Annotated in this window: 19 protein-coding genes and 2 tRNA genes; 2 read left to right on the top strand and 19 right to left on the bottom strand. The window is 58.4% G+C overall.

All coding sequences use genetic code 11. The features are described 5' to 3' along the window. Position 1 precedes the first annotated feature (1 nt). The gene (locus V6943_RS13370) at positions 2-310 is read left to right on the top strand and encodes a DUF2845 domain-containing protein (protein WP_340553928.1); all 309 of its coding nucleotides are present in this window, start codon (positions 2-4) and stop codon (positions 308-310) included. Positions 311-373: 63 nt separating this feature from the next. On the opposite strand, the gene V6943_RS13365 is transcribed toward V6943_RS13370, so the two are convergent. The 16 genes from V6943_RS13365 to rlmE form a co-directional block, all read right to left on the bottom strand. Then, positions 374-745, bottom strand: coding sequence for a BON domain-containing protein (locus V6943_RS13365; RefSeq protein WP_131650777.1), 372 nt, complete (start codon positions 743-745; stop codon positions 374-376). 431 nt (positions 746-1,176) lie between these two features. Beyond that, positions 1,177-3,282 carry a polyribonucleotide nucleotidyltransferase gene (gene pnp / locus V6943_RS13360; RefSeq protein WP_340553927.1) on the bottom strand — a complete coding sequence of 702 codons (2,106 nt, stop codon included), beginning with the start codon at positions 3,280-3,282 and terminating at the stop codon, positions 1,177-1,179. A gap of 169 nt (positions 3,283-3,451) precedes the next feature. Next, positions 3,452-3,721 carry a 30S ribosomal protein S15 gene (rpsO, locus tag V6943_RS13355; protein WP_003280896.1) on the bottom strand — a complete coding sequence of 90 codons (270 nt, stop codon included), beginning with the start codon at positions 3,719-3,721 and terminating at the stop codon, positions 3,452-3,454. A 119-nt stretch (positions 3,722-3,840) separates the two neighbouring features. Beyond that, positions 3,841-4,758 carry a tRNA pseudouridine(55) synthase TruB gene (gene truB, locus V6943_RS13350; protein WP_197445548.1) on the bottom strand — a complete coding sequence of 306 codons (918 nt, stop codon included), beginning with the start codon at positions 4,756-4,758 and terminating at the stop codon, positions 3,841-3,843. 3 nt (positions 4,759-4,761) lie between these two features. After that, entirely contained in the window at positions 4,762-5,151 is a 390-nt protein-coding gene (gene rbfA / locus V6943_RS13345; RefSeq protein WP_131650780.1) for a 30S ribosome-binding factor RbfA, read from the bottom strand. Between the two features lie 100 nt (positions 5,152-5,251). Beyond that, positions 5,252-7,738, bottom strand: a complete 2,487-nt coding sequence (gene infB / locus V6943_RS13340) for a translation initiation factor IF-2 (protein WP_197445547.1) — start codon at positions 7,736-7,738, stop codon at positions 5,252-5,254. A 29-nt stretch (positions 7,739-7,767) separates the two neighbouring features. Further along, positions 7,768-9,249, bottom strand: coding sequence for a transcription termination factor NusA (nusA, locus tag V6943_RS13335; protein ID WP_197445546.1), 1,482 nt, complete (start codon positions 9,247-9,249; stop codon positions 7,768-7,770). A gap of 48 nt (positions 9,250-9,297) precedes the next feature. Further along, positions 9,298-9,756 carry a ribosome maturation factor RimP gene (gene rimP / locus V6943_RS13330; RefSeq protein ID WP_131650783.1) on the bottom strand — a complete coding sequence of 153 codons (459 nt, stop codon included), beginning with the start codon at positions 9,754-9,756 and terminating at the stop codon, positions 9,298-9,300. 128 nt (positions 9,757-9,884) lie between these two features. Continuing rightward, positions 9,885-9,961: transfer RNA gene (locus V6943_RS13325), tRNA-Met, on the bottom strand. 92 nt (positions 9,962-10,053) lie between these two features. Continuing rightward, positions 10,054-10,139 (bottom strand) — tRNA-Leu (locus tag V6943_RS13320). 7 nt (positions 10,140-10,146) lie between these two features. Further along, positions 10,147-10,530 (bottom strand): preprotein translocase subunit SecG, encoded by a 384-nt coding sequence (secG, locus tag V6943_RS13315; protein ID WP_131650784.1) that lies wholly within the window; start codon positions 10,528-10,530, stop codon positions 10,147-10,149. 4 nt (positions 10,531-10,534) lie between these two features. After that, a complete protein-coding gene (gene tpiA, locus V6943_RS13310; RefSeq protein WP_197445545.1) occupies positions 10,535-11,290 on the bottom strand; it encodes a triose-phosphate isomerase in 756 nt (251 codons plus the stop codon). A gap of 66 nt (positions 11,291-11,356) precedes the next feature. Beyond that, positions 11,357-12,694 (bottom strand): phosphoglucosamine mutase, encoded by a 1,338-nt coding sequence (glmM, locus tag V6943_RS13305; RefSeq protein WP_131650952.1) that lies wholly within the window; start codon positions 12,692-12,694, stop codon positions 11,357-11,359. A gap of 10 nt (positions 12,695-12,704) precedes the next feature. Continuing rightward, the gene (gene folP / locus V6943_RS13300; protein WP_131650786.1) at positions 12,705-13,556 is read right to left on the bottom strand and encodes a dihydropteroate synthase; all 852 of its coding nucleotides are present in this window, start codon (positions 13,554-13,556) and stop codon (positions 12,705-12,707) included. 13 nt (positions 13,557-13,569) lie between these two features. Continuing rightward, a complete protein-coding gene (ftsH, locus tag V6943_RS13295) occupies positions 13,570-15,480 on the bottom strand; it encodes an ATP-dependent zinc metalloprotease FtsH (protein ID WP_131650787.1) in 1,911 nt (636 codons plus the stop codon). A gap of 207 nt (positions 15,481-15,687) precedes the next feature. Beyond that, on the bottom strand, positions 15,688-16,314 hold the full coding sequence (rlmE, locus tag V6943_RS13290; protein ID WP_131650788.1) for a 23S rRNA (uridine(2552)-2'-O)-methyltransferase RlmE: 627 nt from the start codon (positions 16,312-16,314) through the stop codon (positions 15,688-15,690). 82 nt (positions 16,315-16,396) lie between these two features. On the opposite strand from rlmE, the gene V6943_RS13285 reads away from it, so the two are divergent. After that, positions 16,397-16,708: a YhbY family RNA-binding protein gene (locus tag V6943_RS13285; protein ID WP_131650789.1), complete on the top strand. Its 312-nt coding sequence runs from the start codon at positions 16,397-16,399 to the stop codon at positions 16,706-16,708. A 27-nt stretch (positions 16,709-16,735) separates the two neighbouring features. Here the strand turns inward: V6943_RS13285 and V6943_RS13280 are convergent, their stop codons facing one another. Genes V6943_RS13280 through carB form a run of 3 tightly spaced genes read right to left on the bottom strand, consistent with a single transcriptional unit; the run spans position 16,736 to position 20,839 of the window. Then, positions 16,736-17,134 (bottom strand): DUF4149 domain-containing protein, encoded by a 399-nt coding sequence (locus V6943_RS13280; protein ID WP_131650790.1) that lies wholly within the window; start codon positions 17,132-17,134, stop codon positions 16,736-16,738. Between the two features lie 10 nt (positions 17,135-17,144). Beyond that, positions 17,145-17,621: a transcription elongation factor GreA gene (gene greA / locus V6943_RS13275; protein ID WP_131650791.1), complete on the bottom strand. Its 477-nt coding sequence runs from the start codon at positions 17,619-17,621 to the stop codon at positions 17,145-17,147. Further along, complete coding sequence (carB, locus tag V6943_RS13270; RefSeq protein WP_181100287.1) at positions 17,618-20,839, bottom strand: carbamoyl-phosphate synthase large subunit; 3,222 nt, start codon at positions 20,837-20,839, stop codon at positions 17,618-17,620. The genes greA and carB overlap by 4 nt, the downstream gene beginning before the upstream one ends. Positions 20,840-20,865: the final 26 nt, after the last annotated feature.

Here is a 20,865-nt window from a genome sequence, read left to right as displayed (position 1 = left end):
CATGTCTCCCAGTTCACCCCTGCTCCTGCTGAGCCTGCTCGTATTCTCCATCGATGCCCATGCGTCTTCTACGCATCGCTGCGGCAGTGCGCTCGTTAGCCTTGAAGCGTCTACCAGCGAGGTCAGCAGTAAGTGCGGCGAGCCCTCCAGCTCCGCCCTGGTTGGCTACAAGGAAATCCTCGATGACTATGGCTTTCGCCATGAGGTCCCAGTTGAGGAATGGACTTACGGCCCAACCAACGGCATGTACCATTTCTTGCGTTTCGAAGGAAACCGGCTGCGCCGGATCGAAAGCCAGCGCGGTCGCTGAAACGTATATAAAAAACCCCACTGTAAAGTGGGGCTTCATTTGTTCCTGCGACGGCAGCGAATATCAGTCGGCAGCTTTCAGGCCGTCTGCCGAGACTTCACGTACGCCCTTGATGGACTTGGCCTTATTGATCGCCGCCTCACGCTCAGCTTCGGTGGCTACAGTGCCTGACAGCGATACAACACCGTCTTTGGTTTCCACTTCGATATCCATGCCCGGTGTAGCGTCTTCCGCCAGCAGGGACGATTTCACCTTGGTGGTGATCCAGGTATCGGACGTGGCGTCACCGGCTTCCTTCATGGTGTCGTTGGTTGCCAGCATGACGGTATCGGTCTTATCCAGTGCTGGAGTGGTGTCGGCGAAAGCGGCACCTGCCATCGGCAAGCTCAGAGCAGCGGCGACGGCAACAGCGGTAAGAGAGTTCTGAATGTTCATATGGCACTCCTGTTTTTCTTCAAATGTCTGCGTCATCACTCCGACGCAGATTCACAGGTAATATCGCAAGCGCCATGCCATCTTTTTGTTTTTTAAAATCTCAATAAAATCAATAAGTTGAGAATTCAAGTAGCTGAACGCCACTAGCACACTGCATGTTCCACTCCAGCGAAGCGTGCAACTTGCAACAACGCGCTGAATCTTCTGCTGCTCGATAGGCTACAAGCACGACCTGACGCGACGACGAGCAACTAACGAAAGCCGTGCGTTGCGTGGCCGGCTGGATGAATCGTCGCAAGCTCAGGTACCAGCTAGGTATCAGCCCAAGAGACCGCTAGAAGAGATACCCCTGCCTGAAAAAACGAACCCCGCCGTTTGGCGGGGTTCGTCTCGATCGAAAAGAACCTTAAGGGTCCTTTTATATCGCTGCGTTAGGCGCCCGAAGCTTTCGCCGCCGCCACGTCCTTGATCGACAGCTTGATGCGACCGCGGTTGTCCACGTCCAGCACCAGCACTTCGACTTCCTGACCTTCCTTGAGCACATCGGTGACTTTTTCGACACGCTGATCGCTCAGCATCGAAATGTGTACCAGACCGTCCTTGCCGGGGAGGATGTTGACGAAGGCGCCGAAGTCGACGATGCGCTCGACCTTGCCGACGTAGATCTTGCCGACCTCAGCCTCGGCGGTGATGCCCAGTACACGTTGCTTGGCAGCCTCGGCCGCTTCCTTGGTTTCGCCAAAGATCTTGATCGAGCCATCATCTTCGATGTCGATCGAGGCCTTGGTTTCTTCGCAGATGCTGCGAATGGTGGCGCCACCCTTGCCGATCACGTCGCGGATCTTGTCCTGATCGATCTTCATCGAAATCATGGTCGGTGCGTTGGCCGACAGCTCGGTACGCGACTGCGCGATGACCTGATTCATCTGGCCAAGGATGTTCAGACGCGCTTCCAGGGCCTGCTCCAGCGCCTGCTCCATGATCTCTTCGGTGATGCCCTGAATCTTGATGTCCATCTGCAGCGCGGTGACGCCCTTGGCGGTACCGGCAACTTTGAAGTCCATGTCGCCCAGGTGATCTTCGTCACCGAGAATGTCGGTCAGTACGGCGAACTTCTCGCCTTCCTTGACCAGGCCCATGGCGATACCGGCAACCGGTGCTTTCATCGGCACACCGGCGTCCATCAGTGCCAGCGAAGCACCACAGACCGACGCCATCGAGCTGGAGCCGTTGGACTCGGTGATTTCCGATACCACGCGGATGGTGTACGGGAATTCGTCAGCGCCCGGCAGCATGGCAGCGACACCACGACGGGCCAGGCGACCGTGACCAATCTCGCGACGGCCGGTAGCGCCCATGCGGCCACATTCGCCGACCGAGTACGGCGGGAAGTTGTAGTGCAGCATGAAGGGGTCTTTCTTCTCGCCTTCCAGGGTATCGAGCAGCTGCGCGTCACGGGCAGTACCGAGGGTAGCCACCACCAGCGCCTGGGTTTCACCACGGGTGAAGAGTGCCGAGCCGTGGGTCTTATCGAGTACGCCAACTTCAATGTTCAGGCCACGAACGGTGCGAGTGTCGCGGCCATCGATACGCGGCTTGCCGTTGACGATGTTTTCGCGAACGGTGCGGTATTCGATCTCGCCGAAGGCTTCCTTCACTTCACCGGCGGACGGCTGGCCTTCTTCACCAGAGAACTTGGCAACGATCTGCTCGCGCAGCTCGCCCAGGCGCGCATAGCGATCCTGCTTGATGATGATGGTGTAGGCCTGGGAAATCGCCTCGCCGAACTCGCTGCGGATGGCATTGAGCAACTCGGTGTTTTCAGCTTTCGGCTGCCAGTCCCAAGTTGGCTTGGCGGCTTCGGCTGCCAGCTCGGCAACGGCCTGGATCACAGCCTGGAATTCGTCATGGGCGAACAGTACCGCGCCCAGCATCTGGTCTTCGGTCAGCTCTTTAGCTTCGGATTCGACCATCAGAACGGCATCTTTGGTGCCGGCTACGACCATGTCCAGGCTGGAGGCCTTGAGCTGCTCGTAGGTCGGGTTCAGCAGGTAACCGGTTTCGGGATGGAAGGCAACGCGTGCGGCGCCGATGGGGCCATTGAACGGAATACCGGAGATGGCTAGCGCGGCGGAGGTACCGATCATCGCAGCGATATCCGGATCGGTCTTCTTGCTGGTCGATACTACGGTGCAGATGACCTGCACTTCGTTCTGGAAGCCTTCCGGGAACAGCGGACGGATCGGGCGATCGATCAGACGCGAAGTCAGGGTTTCTTTTTCCGAAGGACGTGCTTCGCGCTTGAAGAAGCCACCGGGGATCTTGCCGGCTGCGTAGGTTTTTTCCTGGTAGTGGACCGAGAGCGGGAAAAAGCCCTTGCTCGGGTCGGCCGTCTTGGCACCAACGACCGTGACCAGCACGGTTACGTCGTTATCAACGGTGACCAGCACGGCGCCGGATGCCTGACGGGCGATGCGACCAGTCTCGAGGGTTACGGTCGACTGACCGAACTGAAATTTCTTGATTACCGGGTTCACGGTGCTTTCCTTCTCTCTGTTGCCTTTGGGGGAAATTGGCGGGAGCGGCGGGAGTCGGACCCGATCTCTCCTGCAAAAGCCAAAAAGCTGGAAGCTCGAAGCCAGAAGCGGAGATTTCTCCAACTTACGACTTCAAGCTTCCAGCTCCAGGCTTCCAGCTCGCTACGTCTTAACGACGCAGCCCCAGACGACCGATCAGGGTGCTGTAACGAGTAGTGTCCTTGCCCTTCAGGTAGTCCAGCAGCTTACGGCGCTGGTTAACCATACGGATCAGACCACGACGCGAGTGGTGGTCTTTGCCGTTGGCCTTGAAGTGACCTTGCAGCTTGTTGATGTTGGCGGTCAGCAGGGCTACCTGCACTTCCGGAGAACCGGTGTCGCCTTCAGCTTGCTTGTACTCGTTAACGATCTGGGCTTTTTCTTCAACGCTAAGTGCCATGATGGGCTCCTTACAGTGAACAGGCCGGGACGCATCCCGTGTTTTAAAAGAGGGCTGACCGTGCCTGCCAACAGCCATCCTCGTGACGCAACACACCACCGAGGCGCATTGCGTATCGGTCATTCCGACCGAATCAGTCGACGCGGCGCAATGCGCCCGTCCTCACTCACTTCACCGATGCCGATGAAGCGACCGTTATGATCCTGCACCCGCAGCATGCCGAATTTCGGCGCTTCCGGTGCCCGTACCGGCTGACCATGAAGCCAATAAAAGGCGCTGTGCTCTGAAAGCTGCAGCAGCGGCCAATGCTCCAGCCCGCTATCGACCGGCTTGAGAAAGGCATCCACCGCCTCCGCCCCGCCTTCGGCATGGACCCGCTCGAGCTCTTCGAGACTGACGGTCTGGGTCAGATCGAAAGGCCCAGCCTGAGTCCGCCGCAGTTCGGCTACGTGTGCACCACAACCCAACTTCAGCCCGATATCTTCGACGAGCGTGCGGATATAAGTGCCCTTGCTGCAAGCGACGGCCAAACGCGCCCTATCGTCTTCCAGCGAGAGCAAATCCAGGCGGGCAATGGTAACAGAACGCGGCTCGCGCTCCACTACCTCTCCGGCACGCGCCAGCTTGTACAGTGGCTGACCGTCACGCTTGAGTGCCGAATACATCGGCGGCACCTGCTGCAGGTCACCGCGAAACTCCGGTAGAAGCGCCTCGATCTGCGCTGCGCTGACGGCGACAGGCTTGCGCTCGATCACCTCTCCCTCGGCATCAGCCGTGGTGGTGGTCACGCCGAGCTGGGCAACGGTCTCGTAGCCCTTGTCGGCATCGAGTAGATACTGGGAAAACTTGGTGGCTTCGCCAAAACACAACGGCAGCACGCCGGTCGCCAGAGGATCCAGACTCCCTGTATGCCCCGCCTTTTCGGCGTTGAGCAACCAGCGAACCTTCTGCAACGCCGCGTTAGACGTGAACCCACGAGGCTTATCGAGAAGGATGATGCCGCTAACTGCACGGCGAACACGTTTTACCTGGGCCACGCGTTACTCTCCAACATCATCGCTGTGTTTGCGGTCTTCCGCGACAGCACGCTCGATCAGCGAGGCCAGTTCGACACCGCGACGAACGCTGGCGTCGTAGTTGAAGTGCAACTGCGGCACCGTGCGCAACTTCATCGCCTTGCCCAGCTGCATACGCAGAAATCCACTCGCTTCGTTGAGAATCCGAAGGCTGGATTTGACGGCGTCTTCATCGTCATCCTTGCCCATGACGGTGATGAATATCTTGGCATGGGACAGGTCACGACTGACCTCGACCCCGGTAATGGTTACCAAACCCAAACGCGGGTCCTTGACTTCACGCTGAATCAGCTGTGCCAGCTCGCGCTGCATCTGGTCGCCGATACGCTGGGTACGACTGTAATCTTTTGCCATCTTTCATACCTTCTTAAAAGCCGAAAGCTGGAAGCCCAAAGCCGGAAGCTGCACGAGCGGCTTCCGGCTTCTGACTTCCAGCTTCAAGCTAGCGTTTTGCTTAGAGCGAACGCGCCACTTCGACCTTCTCGAACACTTCGATCTTGTCACCAGCCTTGACGTCGTTGTAGCTCTTGACCCCGATACCGCACTCCATACCGGCGCGCACTTCGGCGACGTCATCCTTGAAGCGACGCAGGGATTCCAGCTCGCCTTCGAAGATGACCACGTCGTCGCGCAGAACGCGGATCGGACGATTGCGGTGGACCATGCCTTCGATGACCATGCAGCCTGCGACGGCGCCAAACTTCGGCGAACGGAATACATCGCGAACTTCAGCGATGCCGAGGATGTTCTCCCGAACGTCACTGCCAAGCATGCCGGTCAGGGCTTTCTTGACGTCTTCGATGATGTCGTAGATCACGTTGTAGTAACGCAGATCCAGACCTTCCTGCTCGACGATCTTGCGGGCACCGGCATCAGCGCGAACGTTGAAACCGAACAATACGGCATTGGAAGCCAGGGCCAGGTTGGCGTCGCTTTCGGTGATACCACCGACACCGCCACCGATCACGCGAACCTGCACTTCGTCGTTGCCCAGACCGCTGAGCGATCCTTGCAGCGCTTCGAGTGAGCCACGTACGTCGGACTTGAGGACGATGTTGAGCGTCTTCTTCTCTTCCTGCCCCATGTTCTCGAAGATGTTTTCCAGCTTGCCGGCGTGAGCGCGAGCCAGTTTCACTTCGCGGAACTTGCCCTGACGGAACAGGGCCACTTCACGTGCCTTCTTCTCGTCTGCCAGCACGCTGAGCTCGTCACCTGCGTCTGGCGTACCGTCGAGACCAAGAATCTCGACCGGAATCGACGGGCCGGCTTCCTTGATCGGCTTACCATTCTCGTCGAGCATGGCGCGAATACGACCGAAGTTCGAGCCAACCAGCGCCATGTCACCCTGACGCAGCGTGCCGTCCTGTACTAGAACCGTAGCGACCGGGCCACGTCCTTTGTCCAGACGCGATTCGACCACAACGCCACGCCCCGGAGCGGACGGAGTTGCCGTCAGTTCGAGAATCTCGGCCTGTAGCAGAACGGCCTCGAGCAGGTCGTCGACGCCGGTACCCATCTTGGCGGAAACCGACACGAATGGCGTATCACCGCCCCACTCTTCGGAAGTCACTTCATGAACGGACAACTCGCTACGGATCCGATCAAGGTCGGCACCCGGCTTGTCGATCTTGTTCACAGCCACGACCAGCGGAACACCCGCGGCCTTGGCATGCTGAATCGCTTCGATCGTCTGCGGCATCACGCCGTCATCGGCAGCGACCACGAGGATGACGATGTCTGTCGCCTGCGCACCACGAGCACGCATCGCGGTAAACGCAGCGTGACCGGGCGTATCGAGGAAGGTGACCATGCCACGCTCGGTTTCCACGTGATAGGCACCGATGTGCTGAGTGATGCCACCCGCCTCACCAGCCGCTACCTTGGCGCGACGAATATAGTCGAGCAACGAGGTTTTACCATGGTCGACGTGGCCCATTACGGTCACGACCGGCGCTCGGGTGATCGCTTCGCCTTCGAACTTCAACAGTTCAGCCAATTGCTCTTCCAGGGCGTTGTCGCTGACCAGCTTGACCTTGTGGCCCAACTCTTCGGCGATCAGCTGAGCAGTTTCCTGATCCAGCACCTGGTTGATGGTTACCGGGCTGCCCATCTTGAACATGAACTTGATGACTTCAGCCGCCTTGACCGACATCTGCTGTGCCAGATCACCGACAGTGATGGTCTCGCCAATGGCGACTTCACGAACGATCGGGCCAGTCGGGCTCTGGAAACCATGCGCGTTGCGCTTCTTCAGCTTCGACTTGCCGCGACCACCGCGACGGAAGCCGTCCGCATCGTCTTCGCCGCTACGGACGGTACGCGACAGTGGCGCTTTGGCCTTCAGCGAAGGGCGATGCTGCGCCTGTTTACGATCACGACGCTCATCATCGTCGCTCCGGGCCTTGTCTGTGCGACGCGGCTCATCCTTCTTGCGCTCTTCGACCGGGACGGCCGGAGCGGGCTCAGGAGTAACTGCCGCAACCGGTGCCTCGACTGGTGCAGAAACTGCTGCTTGCGCCGCTGCTTCCGCTTGGAGGCGAGCCTCTTCCTCGGCGCGCAGGCGCTCTTCCTCGGCAGCCTTCTGACGAGTCGCCTCTTCAGCGGCACGCTGCTCTTCCAGCTCGCGCTGCTTCTCGGCCTCGATTTCGTCGGCGCTACGCTTGACGAAGGTTTTCTTCTTGCGAACTTCAACGCTGATGGTTTTGCTACCACCCACTTTCAGTTTGGTGGTGGTCTTGCGCTGCAACGTAATCTTGCGCGGCTCATCCACCTTGGCGCCGTGGCTGCTCTTTAAGTGCGCCAACAGCGCTTGCTTTTCGTTATCGGTCACTACTTGCTCGGCGCTGGTGTGCGACAGTCCTGCCTCACGCATCTGCTGCAGCAGTCGCTCGACCGGTGTGTCGACCACTTGGGCCAGTTCTTTCACCGTGACTTGCGTCATGCATCTCTCTCCTCAGGCCGCTAAATTACTTACTCGAACCAATGGGCTCGGGCGGCCATGATCAGCTTGCCGGCACGTTCTTGATCTATGCCGTCTATGTCGAGCAGGTCGTCAATCGACTGCTCGGCCAGGTCTTCGCGGGTGATGACACCCCGCATTGCCAACTCGACCGCCAGTTCCTTGTCCATGCCGTCCAGCTCGAGCAAATCCTCGGCCGGCTGGGCATCTGCCAGTTTTTCTTCCGTTGCGATCGCCTTGGTCAGCAAACGATCCTTGGCACGGGTTCGCAGCTCATTGACGATCTCTTCGTCGAAGCCTTCGATGCCGAGCATTTCCTCCATTGGGACGTAGGCAACCTCTTCGAGCGAAGTGAAGCCCTCTTCGACCAGTACCTGCGCGAGTTCCTCATCGACATCCAGCTCTTCGATGAAATTGCGCAGAATATCGCCAGTTTCAGCCTGCTGCTTATCCTGGATATCCGCCTCGGTCATCACGTTTAGCGTCCAGCTGGTCAGTTGACTGGCGAGGCGCACGTTCTGACCACCGCGACCGATGGCTTGAGCCAAATTGTCCTCGCCGACGGCGATATCCATGGCGTGGGCATCTTCATCGACGATGATGGCAGCGACTTCCGCTGGCGCCATCGCGTTGATAACGAACTGGGCAGGATTCTCGTCCCAGAGCACGATATCGACGCGCTCGCCACCGATTTCGCCGGATACAGCCTGTACGCGCGAACCACGCATACCGATACAAGCGCCTTGCGGATCGATACGCTTGTCCTTGGAGCGAACGGCAATCTTGGCGCGCGAGCCTGGATCACGCGAAGCGCCCATCACTTCGATCAGACCTTCTGCGATTTCCGGCACTTCGATACGGAACAGTTCAATCAGCATCTGCGGCGCGGTGCGGGACAGAATGAGCTGCGGGCCGCGGTTTTCGGTACGGATTTCCTTGAGCAGCGCGCGAACGCGAGCGCCAACCCGGAAGGTTTCGCGAGCGATGATATCTTCGCGGGCCAACAACGCTTCGGCATTGTTGCCCAAGTCGACGATGACGCTGTCACGGGTAACCTTCTTCACCGTGCCGGAGATGATCTCGCCCAGGCGATCACGATAAGCCTCGACCACCTGTGCGCGCTCGGCTTCTCGTACCTTCTGCACGATGACCTGTTTGGCTGTCTGCGCAGCAATGCGGCCGAACTCAATCGACTCGATCTTCTCTTCCAGAACGTCACCGAGCTTGGCGTCGGCTTCACGCGCCTGCTGCATATCGACAGTCACCTGATGCGCCGGATCGTCGAAATCCTCTTCTTCGACCACCGTCCAGCGGCGGAAGGTCTCGTAACTACCGTTCTGCCGATTGATCTCAACCCTTAGGTCCACCTCGTCTTCGAAGCGCTTCTTGGTAGCCGTGGCCAGAGCCAGCTCCAATGCCTCGAAAATCACACCGGCCGGTACGCCTTTTTCATTGGATACCGACTCCACAACCAGCAGTACTTCTTTGCTCATCGTACGCCTCGCCTTTCGCAATCCATTGGGGTCCGCGGGATCCGCGATTCACTCAAAACGGGGAATTATGTTGGTCTTGTCGATCATATCGATCGGCAACAGATACTCGTGATCATCTACCAGCACTACCACGTCCTGCTCTTCAACCCCGCGGAGAAGACCCTGGAAATTGCGCCGGCCCTCGAAGGGCGAGCGCAGCTTTATTTTGACCTGTTCGCCTACGTGCGCCGAGTACTGTTCAAGTGTGAACAACGGTCGATCCATACCAGGCGAGGACACTTCAAGCGTGTAATCGGAACTGATCGGATCCTCGACGTCGAGAATACCGCTCAGCTGGCGGCTGACCTTCTCGCAGTCATCGACAAGAATCCCATTGGAGTGATCGATATAGACCCTCAACAAGGAATGCCGACCCTGCGAAATGAACTCGATGCCCCAGCATTGATAGCCGAGCGCCTCGACCACCGGGGCCAACAAGGCCTGCAACTGTTCTAGCTTGCTCGACATCGAAGTCCCTCGCGCATGCTGTACAAATGAAAAATGGGCGAAACGCCCATCCCTTATGATCGCCTGTAGATGCCGGCGATCTGGCTTGAAGCTAATAAAAAGCCCCTCGACAGGGGCTTCTCATTAACTGGTTGCGGGGGCTGGATTTGAACCAACGACCTTCGGGTTATGAGCCCGACGAGCTACCAGACTGCTCCACCCCGCGTCAAACTGGGCACGAATTATACGACCGCATACAAAACAGGTCAACCCAAACACCTGAAAACAAGAAAGCCCGCATCTGCGGGCCTGCTTGTTTGGTACCGAGGAGGGGACTCGAACCCCTACAGCCTATGGCCACTACCACCTCAAGGTAGCGTGTCTACCAATTCCACCACCTCGGCAAAAACCTTACTGCTGCTCCTGAATCTGAGGCACATCATCTGCGCTAGGCGCGGACGGAGCAGATTCCAAGACCGGAACATCTTCAACCACTGGCTTGCTGACTGGAACTTCCAGCACCGCCGGATCCGGCAAACCTGCCTGCGACATCTGATCGGCCTGCTGCGTTGCAAAGAACGCCAACCCCAGACTCGTCACGAAAAAAACGCCGGCGAGTATAGCAGTAAAACGACTTAGAAAGGTAGAGGAACCTTGACTCCCGAAAACAGTTGCCGAAGCACCCGAACCGAAAGACGCACCAGCGTCCGCCCCCTTGCCCTGCTGCAGCAACACCAGCACAACCACACCAATGGCAACCAGCAGATGCACCACAATCACAACAGTCTGCAACATCTGATCAGTTCCCTGCGGCACGACAGATCGCGCCGAAATCATTCGATTTCAGAGAGGCACCACCTATAAGCCCCCCATCAATATCCGCCATCTCGAAAAGCTCGAAAGCGTTCTCCGCCTTCACACTGCCGCCATAGAGAAGACGCACGCCATCAGCGATACGTTGATCCTCCAGCGCCAGCTGCCCTCGAATGGCCGCATGCACTTCCTGAGCCTGCTGCGGAGTCGCCGTGAGCCCGGAACCTATCGCCCACACCGGCTCATATGCCACAACTGCTCGCTCGAAAGCAGAGATACCGGCATCAGTTATTATTCGAGCCAACTGACGCCCTACCACTTCTAACGTCTGTCCGGCCTGACGCTGTTCAAGCGTCTCTCCCAGACAAAGCACCGGAGTCATCCCACACTCCAATGCCGCTGCGAATTTTCTACTTACCACATCGTCGCTCTCGCCCATTATCAGGCGTCGCTCAGAATGGCCAACCAGCACCCACTTGCATCCCACATCAGCCAACTGCGATGCGGATTCCTCACCGGTAAAGGCACCGAAGCCAGCCTGCGCTGCGCAATCCTGGGCACCTACCGCGATCGCCTTGCCATCCAGATCGATAACTACCTGCGCCAAATGCAGACAGCTTGGAAATACCACTACTTCTACTTCGGCAGGCATATCCTGCTGACGAAGCGCATCGATCAGCTCTGCGACGCTGGCGCGGGTACCGTTCATCTTCCAGTTACCAGCTACCAGTGGGCGACGCATGCTTTACCTCGTCGGTCAAAGTGGGCGCAGATGGTACTCAACGGCAACACACCTGGCAAGCGGGAATCATGCACAAACTTCAGCAACCACTTTGGCTAGCTCCTCGGCGTAGTTGCGAACCTGTTTTTCGTCGTCGCCTTCGACCATCACGCGCACCAAAGGCTCGGTCCCGGATTTGCGCAACAATACACGCCCCCGACCAGCCATTCGCTCGGTGACACTGTCACAGACGGCCTGAACCTGGGGGTGCGAGATCGGATCTCGATCACCTGCGAAACGCACGTTAATCAGGACCTGCGGACACTTGTTCCAGGCCAGCCGCTCTTGCGCCAGATTTTGCCCGCGCCTCCTCAGAGCAAGCACGACCTGAAGCGCTGCGATGATGGCATCTCCGGTGGACACATGCTGCGCGCAGACAATGTGCCCTGAGTTTTCCCCGCCGAGCACCCAGTTACGCTCTAGCATTTCCGCCATTACATAACGGTCGCCAACCTTCGCTCGTACGAAGGGAATGTCGCGCGTCTTCAGTGCTAGCTCGAGGCCCAGGTTACTCATCAGGGTGCCAACAACCCCGCCCGCCAGGCACTCGCGCTCTTGCAAGTCGGTGGCGATGATGTAGAGCAACTCGTCCCCATCCACCTGCGCACCAGTGTGGTCGACCATCATCACTCGGTCGCCGTCACCATCGAAGGCGATACCGAGATCCGCGCCGTGCTCGACCACAGCTTTCTGCAATTGTGCGATGTGAGTCGATCCAACGTCGGCGTTGATATTCAGCCCGTCGGGCTGGGCAGCGATCACCACCACTTCCGATCCAAGCTCACGAAAGACGCTAGGAGCCACCTTGTAGGTCGCGCCGTGGGCGCAATCGAGCACGATCTTCATGCCGGAGAAGTCGGTACTGGTGGGAACGCTGCTCTTGCAGAACTCGATGTAGCGACCAGCAGCATCGTTGATGCGCGATGCTTTGCCGAGCTGAGCGGACTCCACGACTGTCATTGGCGTATCGAGCAACTCTTCTATCATCAACTCAACCTCATCCGGCAACTTGGTACCCCGTCCAGAGAAGAACTTGATGCCGTTGTCGTGGTGAGGATTGTGCGAGGCGCTAATCACGATACCCGCGTCAGCGTGGAAGGTACGAGTCAGATAAGCGACCGCGGGTGTCGGCATTGGACCGAGCAGCAGCACGTCGGCACCTGCCGCGGAAAGCCCGGCCTGCAACGCCGATTCGAACATGTATCCAGATATGCGGGTGTCCTTGCCAATCAGGATGCGGCACTTGCCTTGCTTGCGAAACGCCATCCCGGCCGCCCACCCCAGCCTGAGCATAAAGTCCGGGGTGATTGGAAATTGCCCCACATGGCCGCGTATGCCGTCAGTTCCAAAATACTTTCTAGCCATGACTAAATTCCTATTCCGCCGCTTGCACGGCGGCAACCATTCGAACCACATCAATCGTTTCGGCAACGTCATGCACACGCAGGATGCAGGCCCCCTTCGCTACTGCGAGCGCGGCAAGCCCCAGGCTTCCATAGAGACGATGCGCCACATCACGACCGAGCGTCTGTCCAATCATGCTCTTTCGCGAGATACCAACTAGCAACGGCCGCCCCAACTCGTGAAGCTGCTCCATATGCTTAAACAGACTGAGATTATGCGAAAGGGTCTTCGCGAAGCCAAACCCGGGATCGAGCACGATCCGCTCCACAGGAATGCCCGAGCCAATACAAACTTCCATGCGCTCGCGCAGGAAGCCCAACACGTCGGCCGCGACATCGTCGTAGCGCGGATCGATCTGCATGTTGGCCGGCTCGCCCCGCATGTGCATCAAGCACACCGGAAGACCACTATCGGCCGCTGCGTCCAGTGCGCCGTCGCGGGAAAGCGAACGAACGTCATTGATCAGACCAGCGCCAAGACGTGCACTCTCGCGAATCACTGCCGGCGTCGAGGTATCCACCGAGATGACCACGTCGAGCTCGCGCGATATCGCTTCGACCACCGGCGCCACACGTTCCAGCTCCTCTAACGGCGAAACGACACGTGCACCCGGGCGCGTCGACTCCCCGCCAATATCAACCAGTGTCGCACCGGCAGACACCATCGCATCAGCGTGACGCAACGCCGCATTGACGCCGACATGCCGGCCTCCGTCAGAGAACGAGTCAGGCGTGACGTTGAGGATGCCCATGACATGTGGACGCGATAAATCAAGAACCCGGCTGCCACAAGACAGCCGGGTTGGGTGCAACATTTCAGTCATTTAAAAGCCTTAGCTAGTGCTCGCCAGCGGGGCCACCGATTGGAGCCTGCGGGCGATCGCCTTCAGGCTGAACGGGCGTTCCCGTTGGGCCTGAACCGTCCTGCCAATCGCGAGGCTCGCGCGGGGTCCGCCCCGCCATGATGTCGTCGATCTGGTCGGAGTCGATGGTTTCGTATTTCATCAGCGTCTCGGCCATCACATCGAGCTTGTCGCGGTTGTCAGCCAGAATCTGCCTGGCCGTGTCATAGCAGTGATCGATGATGCTGCGTACCTCAAGGTCGATCAGCTTGGCTGTATCCCCGGAAACATTGGTGTGCTGACTGCCGGCACTGCGCCCAAGGAATACTTCGCCTTCTTCTTCGGCGTACATCAGAGGACCGAGCTTTTCGGATAAGCCCCACTTGGTGACCATGTTACGGGCCAGCTGGGTAGCGCGCATGATGTCATTCGATGCACCGGTCGTAACACCATCGAAGCCAAGCGTCATCTCCTCGGCGATACGACCACCGAACAAGGAGCAGATCTGACTGATCAAAGCACGCTTGGACAAGCTGTAGCGGTCCTCCTCGGGAAGGAACATCGTGACGCCAAGCGCCCGACCACGAGGAATGATTGAAACCTTGTAAACCGGATCATGCTCAGGAACGACGCGCCCAACAATGGCGTGACCCGCCTCGTGATAGGCAGTATTGAGGCGCTCCTTCTCAGACATGACCATGGATTTGCGCTCGGCGCCCATCATGATCTTGTCCTTCGCCAACTCGAATTCTTTCATTTCAACCAGGCGCTTACCAGCGCGCGCGGCGAACAGCGAGGCTTCGTTGACCAAGTTGGCCAAATCGGCACCCGAGAAGCCAGGAGTACCACGAGCGATCAACGCCGGCTCGACACTGTCGCCGAGCGGAACCTTGCGCATATGAACTTTAAGAATCTGTTCGCGACCACGAATATCGGGCAATCCAACCACCACTTGGCGGTCAAAACGACCAGGGCGCAGCAATGCCGGATCGAGTACGTCAGGACGGTTGGTTGCAGCAATGACGATGATGCCGTCGTTCATTTCAAAGCCGTCCATCTCGACCAGCAGCTGGTTGAGCGTCTGCTCGCGCTCATCATGACCACCACCCAGACCTGCGCCACGGTGACGACCGACGGCATCGATTTCATCGATGAAGATGATGCACGGCGCGTGCTTCTTGGCCTGCTCGAACATGTCGCGCACACGGCTCGCGCCCACACCGACGAACATTTCGACGAAGTCGGAACCGGAGATGGTGAAGAACGGAACCTTGGCCTCGCCAGCGACCGCCTTGGCCAGCAATGTCTTACCGGTACCTGGCGACCCCACCATCAACACACCGCGCGGAATACGGCCACCAAGGCGCTGGAACTTGCCTGGATCGCGCAGGAACTCGACAAGCTCGGTTACTTCTTCCTTAGCCTCGTCGCAGCCGGCGACGTCGGCAAAAGTGGTCTTGACCTGGTCTTCGGACAGCAGGCGCGCCTTGCTCTTGCCGAAGCTCATCGGCCCGCCCTTGCCGCCCGCTCCGCCCTGCATCTGACGCATGAAGAACATGAAAACCGCGATGATTACCAAGATCGGGAAACTAGCGACCAGCAACTGCGTCCAGATGCTCTGCTGCTCCGGCTGTTTGCCTTCGATCACCACATTGTTATTGATCAGATCGCCAATCAGACCGTTGTCCTGAATTGCCGGACGAATCGTCTTGAAGGTTTCACCATCACTGCGTTTGCCGGTAATGACGAAGCCGTCGACGGTCACGCGCTCCACCCCACCTTCCTTCACCTGCTCGATGAAATCAGAATAATTGAGCGTCTGGGGCTCGGTCGGGCTGGAAAAGTTGTTCATCACCGTCACCAGGACAGCGGCAATGATCAACCACAGAATCAGGTTTTTTGCCATGTCGTTCAATTCACTACCCTCTAGAGCGAGCTCGTTGTCGAGAGCCCGCATGACGGCCGATGGTTCGCTCTCGGCCTAACTTACTACACAACGTTACTGAACGGGCAGCTTGGTCTGTAACCCGATATGAAACATGCTAGCCCGTAATCCTGCAGTTGGCGCCAGCCGGAATCGCTATCAGACCACTGGAGCAGGGGCTCCGAGGGACTACTCCTCGCCACGATAGCCACGCGCCAACAAATACTGTTCGCGTGAGCGATCCCGTGAAGATAGAGGCTTGCGCATCTGCACCTTGTCGAAGTTCTGCCGCACGTCCTTCAGGTAGGCATCGAAACCCTCTCCCTGAAAGATCTTGATCAAAAAATCGCCACCGGGGCGCAATACACGCATCGCCAAATCCAATGCCAGCTCGCAGAGAAACATCGCGCGCGCCTGGTCAGCTACTTTCACCCCACTCATATTGGGGGCCATATCCGAAATCACAAGGTCGACTTGCGTATCACCGATGGCCTGGAGAATTTCTGCGAAGACCTCCTCCTCGGTAAAGTCCCCGAGCACGAAGGTCACATCGGCAATGCTGTCCATCGGCAGGATGTCAGAGGCTATCAGGCGGCCGCGGTCACCGATGACACGACTGGTGACCTGAGACCATCCTCCCGGAGCCGCCCCCAGATCGACCACCGTCATGCCCGGGCGCAGAATCCGGTCCTTTTCCTGGATTTCGAGCAATTTGTAGCTAGCCCGTGAACGATAGCCATCGCGCTGCGCCATCTTCACATAGGGGTCATCGAAATGCTCTTTCAGCCAACGCGGGCTGGTCTTGGAACGTGCCAAGCTGATACCTCATCTGTGCGGCTCAGGACGTGTCAGTTACACTAGCCGCCGTTTTCAAGAGTTCTGACGCAAGGGTCGAATTATGCCGCTCACCAACGAGCAGAAGAAACAGTACAAATCTATCGGCCATCATTTGAAGCCGGTTTTGATCGTGTCCGAGAACGGCCTGACCGAAGGCGTGCAGGCCGAACTGGAGCGCGCTTTGAACGATCACGAGCTGATCAAGGTACAGCTGCGAATCACCGAGCGCGACGATCGCCATGCGGTAATGGAAGAACTCTGCAAGATCGGCAGCTGCGAACTGGTTCAATCCATCGGCAAGATGGCATTGGTCTACCGGAAGAATCCGAAAGTAAACAAGCAACTATCGAATGTGCATCGCTTTCAGGGCTGAACCGCTTTCGCCTTCAGCGCCTTTAGCCTATCGCTCCCGTCCGGGAGCGACCTGCAGCACCAGCATCAGCCCGCACAACCCCATTACCAAATAGCTGAAAACCAACCAGTACGCTGATTCAATGACGCCTGCGCGCACGACGAAGTGGCTCGCCGCAAGCAGCAATACGGTCAACAACAATTGACCACGCACATCTCGCCAAAGACTGCGAAAGCCTTCGGACTGGATTAATACAATTGCCTGCAGCCCGACACAGAACGCAGCAAAGCCCACCAGCAGTGGCCGAAGGCTGGATGCAATCTCTTCGATCAATAGCGGCGCCAGGCCAATTTTTGCCAGCGCCGGCAACACCACGAATTGCAGTAACCAAAGGCCGCCGACCCAGAACGTCTGGGCCAGCTGCCAGCTGATCACCCCGGCGCGCATTGATTGGCGGTCAGATATGGCGAACCTCGACGATCTCGTATTCCACCACACCGCTAGGCGTCTTAACTGCCACCACATCGCCCTCTTCCTTGCCCACCAGGGCACGGGCGATGGGCGAGCTGACAGATAGTTTGCCGCGCTTGATGTCGGACTCATCGTCACCAACGATCTGGTACGTCACGGTTTCATCCGTTTCGACGTTGGCAATGTCAACGGTGGTGCCGAAAATTACCTTGCCTGTATGAGGGATGCTGGCGATGTCGATGACCTGAGCATTCTGCAAACGGCCCTCGATGTCACGGACACGCGCCTCGACCATACCCTGCTGCTCCCGAGCGGCATGGTATTCGGCGTTTTCCTTGAGATCTCCCAACTCACGCGCTTCGGCGATGGCCTGGGTAATCTGCGGACGCAGCTCGGTTTTCAGATGTTTGAGTTCCTCTTCCAGGGCTCGCGCACCCTGGACAGTCATAGGGTATTTAGTCATGCCTTGATTCCTGCGTGGAGGTCTTGCAAGCGGCGCACGGATTTCTCGGGACCGAACCTGAGCGCCTCACAGATCGCCTGGCCACCTGCGAGCGTGGTGGTGCAGCAGATCTTGTGTTGCAGAGCATTACGGCGAATCGAGTAGGAGTCAGCAATGGACTGACGCCCCTCGGTGGTGTTGATGATCAGGGTGACTTCGTCATTCTTGATCATGTCGACGACATGCGGGCGCCCCTCGGTCACCTTGTTCACCCGGCGCACTGGCAGTCCGGCAGCTTCGATGATCTTGGCGGTGCCGGCCGTACCAACCACCTCGAAACCGAGCTCGATCAGATCGCGCGCGACCTGAGCCACGTGGGGCTTGTCGTCGTCACGCACGCTGATAAACGCGCAGCCGCTGTTCGGCAGAATCTCGCTCGCGCCCAGCTGCGCCTTGGCGAAGGCTTCGGCGAAGTTGTCACCAACGCCCATTACCTCACCGGTGGACTTCATTTCCGGACCAAGGATCGGGTCGACGCCCGGGAACTTGGCGAACGGGAACACCGCCTCCTTGACGCTATAGAAGTTGGGAATGATCTCTTCGGTCAGTCCAACTTCTTCCAGCGTTTTGCCCGCCATGACACGCGCGGCAATCATCGCCAACGACACACCGATGCACTTGGAGACGAAGGGAACGGTACGCGATGCACGCGGGTTCACTTCGATGACGAAGATATCCTCGCCCTGAACCGCCATCTGCACGTTCATCAGACCGACAACCCCGAGCTCCAGAGCCATTTTCTTGACCTGATCGCGGATCTCGTCCTGGATATGTGCCGGCAGCGAATACGGCGGCAACGAGCAAGCCGAGTCACCGGAGTGCACACCCGCCTGTTCGATGTGCTGCATGATCGCCCCGATCACCACATGCTCGCCGTCGCACACCGCGTCGATATCGACCTCGATAGCGCAATTGAGGAAATGGTCGAGCAACACTGGGCTGTCATTGGAGACCTTCACCGCTTCGCGCATGTAGCGACGCAGCTCTTCTTCTTGGTAGACGATTTCCATCGCACGCCCGCCAAGCACGTAGGACGGACGCACCACCAGCGGGTAGCCAATGACCTTAGATGCGGCCAGCGCCTCTTCTTCACTACGCGCAGTCGCGTTTGGCGGCTGGCGCAGATTGAGGCGCTCGACCATCTGCTGGAAGCGCTCGCGATCTTCGGCACGGTCGATGGCGTCAGGGCTAGTACCGATGATCGGCACACCAGCTTCTTCCAGCGCACGAGCCAATTTCAGTGGGGTTTGGCCACCGTACTGAACGATCACGCCCTTGGGCTGCTCGACGCGGACGATTTCCAGCACGTCTTCCAGCGTCACCGGCTCGAAGTACAGACGATCCGATGTGTCGTAATCGGTCGAGACGGTTTCCGGATTGCAGTTGACCATGATGGTCTCGTAACCGTCGTCGCGCATCGCCAGCGCCGCGTGTACGCAGCAATAGTCGAATTCGATGCCTTGGCCGATACGGTTAGGCCCACCGCCGAGAATCATGATCTTGTCGCGGCTCGACGGATTGGCTTCGCACTCTTCCTCGTAGGTCGAGTACATGTAGGCGGTGTCGGTGGCGAACTCGGCCGAACAGGTATCGACGCGCTTGTAGACCGGCAACACCTTTAGCTTCTGGCGATGGTTGCGCAGGTTCTTCTCGGTCACGCCAAGCAGCTTCGCCAGACGCGCATCGGAAAAACCTTTGCGCTTGAGCTTGTACATCACATCGCGGTCGATGCTGGACAGGCCCATGGTCTTGATGCGTTCTTCATCCTTGATCAGATCTTCGATCTGCACCAGGAACCATTCGTCGATCCGGGTCAGATCGAACACCTCCTCCACCGACTTGCCGGCGCGGAAAGCGTCGCCCAGATACCAGATGCGATCAGCACCAGGCACAGTGAGCTCACGCTTGAGTGTGCTCTCGCTTTCCGGATCGGCCAAATCCAGCTTCGGATCGAAGCCAGCAACACCAACCTCCAGACCGCGCAGCGCTTTCTGTACCGACTCCTGGAAGGTACGACCGATGGCCATGACCTCACCGACGGATTTCATCTGAGTGGTCAGGCGAGCGTCGGCCTTGGGGAATTTCTCGAAGGCAAAACGCGGGATCTTGGTAACGACGTAGTCGATGGCCGGCTCGAAGGACGCCGGGGTGCGACCGCCGGTGATGTCATTCGACAGTTCGTCGAGGGTGTAACCTACCGCCAGCTTGGCGGCGATCTTGGCGATCGGGAAGCCCGTGGCCTTGGAGGCCAGCGCCGAGGAGCGCGACACGCGCGGGTTCATCTCGATAACGACCATGCGGCCGGTGTTCGGGCAGATGCCGAACTGCACGTTGGAGCCGCCGGTTTCCACGCCAATCTCGCGCAGCACCGCCAGGGAGGCGTTGCGCATGATCTGGTATTCCTTGTCGGTGAGGGTCTGCGCCGGGGCGACGGTGATGGAGTCACCTGTGTGTACACCCATCGGGTCGAAGTTCTCGATGGCGCAGACGATGATGCAGTTGTCCTTCTTGTCGCGGACCACCTCCATCTCGTATTCCTTCCAGCCGATCAAGGACTCGTCGATCAGCAGCTCGCTGGTCGGCGACAGATCGAGACCGCGGGCGCAGATCTCTTCGAACTCTTCGCGGTTGTAGGCGATGCCGCCACCGGTGCCACCCATGGTGAACGATGGACGGATGATGCAAGGGAAGCCGACTTTGTCGAGCACACCGTAAGCTTCGTCCATGTTGTGCGCGATGCCGGAAACCGGGCATGCCAGGCCGATGTTCTTCATCGCCTTGTCGAAGCGCGAGCGATCTTCAGCCTTGTCGATGGTGTCGGCGTTGGCGCCGATCATCTCGACGCCGAACTTTTCAAGCACGCCATGCTTTTCCAGATCCAGCGCGCAGTTCAGCGCGGTCTGGCCGCCCATGGTCGGCAGCAGCGCGTCGGGACGTTCTTTCTCGATGATCTTGGCCACGGTGGCCCACTTGATCGGCTCGATGTAGGTGGCGTCGGCCATGGCCGGATCGGTCATGATGGTGGCTGGATTGGAGTTCACCAGAATGACGCGGAAACCTTCCTCGCGCAGTGCCTTGCAGGCCTGGGCGCCGGAATAGTCGAACTCACAGGCCTGGCCGATGACGATGGGGCCAGCGCCGAGGATCAGGATGCTTTTGATATCTGTACGTTTTGGCATGGTCTACTCTCGAATCCTTTGGTCAG

It is taken from the genome of Pseudomonas sp. CBC3 (assembly GCF_037967085.1).
Classification (GTDB): Bacteria; Pseudomonadota; Gammaproteobacteria; order Pseudomonadales; family Pseudomonadaceae; genus Stutzerimonas.
This window is presented reverse-complemented; position numbering and strand designations above follow the sequence as displayed.

What these genes read in the sequence shown, in the direction of transcription:
- V6943_RS13370 (WP_340553928.1), top strand. Translation starts at nt 2, where the DNA reads ATGTCTCCCAGTTCACCCCTGCTCCTGCTGAGCCTGCTCGTATTCTCC.
- V6943_RS13365 (WP_131650777.1), bottom strand. Translation starts at nt 745, where the DNA reads ATGAACATTCAGAACTCTCTTACCGCTGTTGCCGTCGCCGCTGCTCTG.
- rpsO (WP_003280896.1), bottom strand. Translation starts at nt 3,721, where the DNA reads ATGGCACTTAGCGTTGAAGAAAAAGCCCAGATCGTTAACGAGTACAAG.
- rbfA (WP_131650780.1), bottom strand. Translation starts at nt 5,151, where the DNA reads ATGGCAAAAGATTACAGTCGTACCCAGCGTATCGGCGACCAGATGCAG.
- infB (WP_197445547.1), bottom strand. Translation starts at nt 7,738, where the DNA reads ATGACGCAAGTCACGGTGAAAGAACTGGCCCAAGTGGTCGACACACCG.
- nusA (WP_197445546.1), bottom strand. Translation starts at nt 9,249, where the DNA reads ATGAGCAAAGAAGTACTGCTGGTTGTGGAGTCGGTATCCAATGAAAAA.
- rimP (WP_131650783.1), bottom strand. Translation starts at nt 9,756, where the DNA reads ATGTCGAGCAAGCTAGAACAGTTGCAGGCCTTGTTGGCCCCGGTGGTC.
- secG (WP_131650784.1), bottom strand. Translation starts at nt 10,530, where the DNA reads ATGTTGCAGACTGTTGTGATTGTGGTGCATCTGCTGGTTGCCATTGGT.
- tpiA (WP_197445545.1), bottom strand. Translation starts at nt 11,290, where the DNA reads ATGCGTCGCCCACTGGTAGCTGGTAACTGGAAGATGAACGGTACCCGC.
- glmM (WP_131650952.1), bottom strand. Translation starts at nt 12,694, where the DNA reads ATGGCTAGAAAGTATTTTGGAACTGACGGCATACGCGGCCATGTGGGG.
- folP (WP_131650786.1), bottom strand. Translation starts at nt 13,556, where the DNA reads ATGACTGAAATGTTGCACCCAACCCGGCTGTCTTGTGGCAGCCGGGTT.
- ftsH (WP_131650787.1), bottom strand. Translation starts at nt 15,480, where the DNA reads ATGGCAAAAAACCTGATTCTGTGGTTGATCATTGCCGCTGTCCTGGTG.
- V6943_RS13285 (WP_131650789.1), top strand. Translation starts at nt 16,397, where the DNA reads ATGCCGCTCACCAACGAGCAGAAGAAACAGTACAAATCTATCGGCCAT.
- V6943_RS13280 (WP_131650790.1), bottom strand. Translation starts at nt 17,134, where the DNA reads ATGCGCGCCGGGGTGATCAGCTGGCAGCTGGCCCAGACGTTCTGGGTC.
- greA (WP_131650791.1), bottom strand. Translation starts at nt 17,621, where the DNA reads ATGACTAAATACCCTATGACTGTCCAGGGTGCGCGAGCCCTGGAAGAG.
- carB (WP_181100287.1), bottom strand. Translation starts at nt 20,839, where the DNA reads ATGCCAAAACGTACAGATATCAAAAGCATCCTGATCCTCGGCGCTGGC.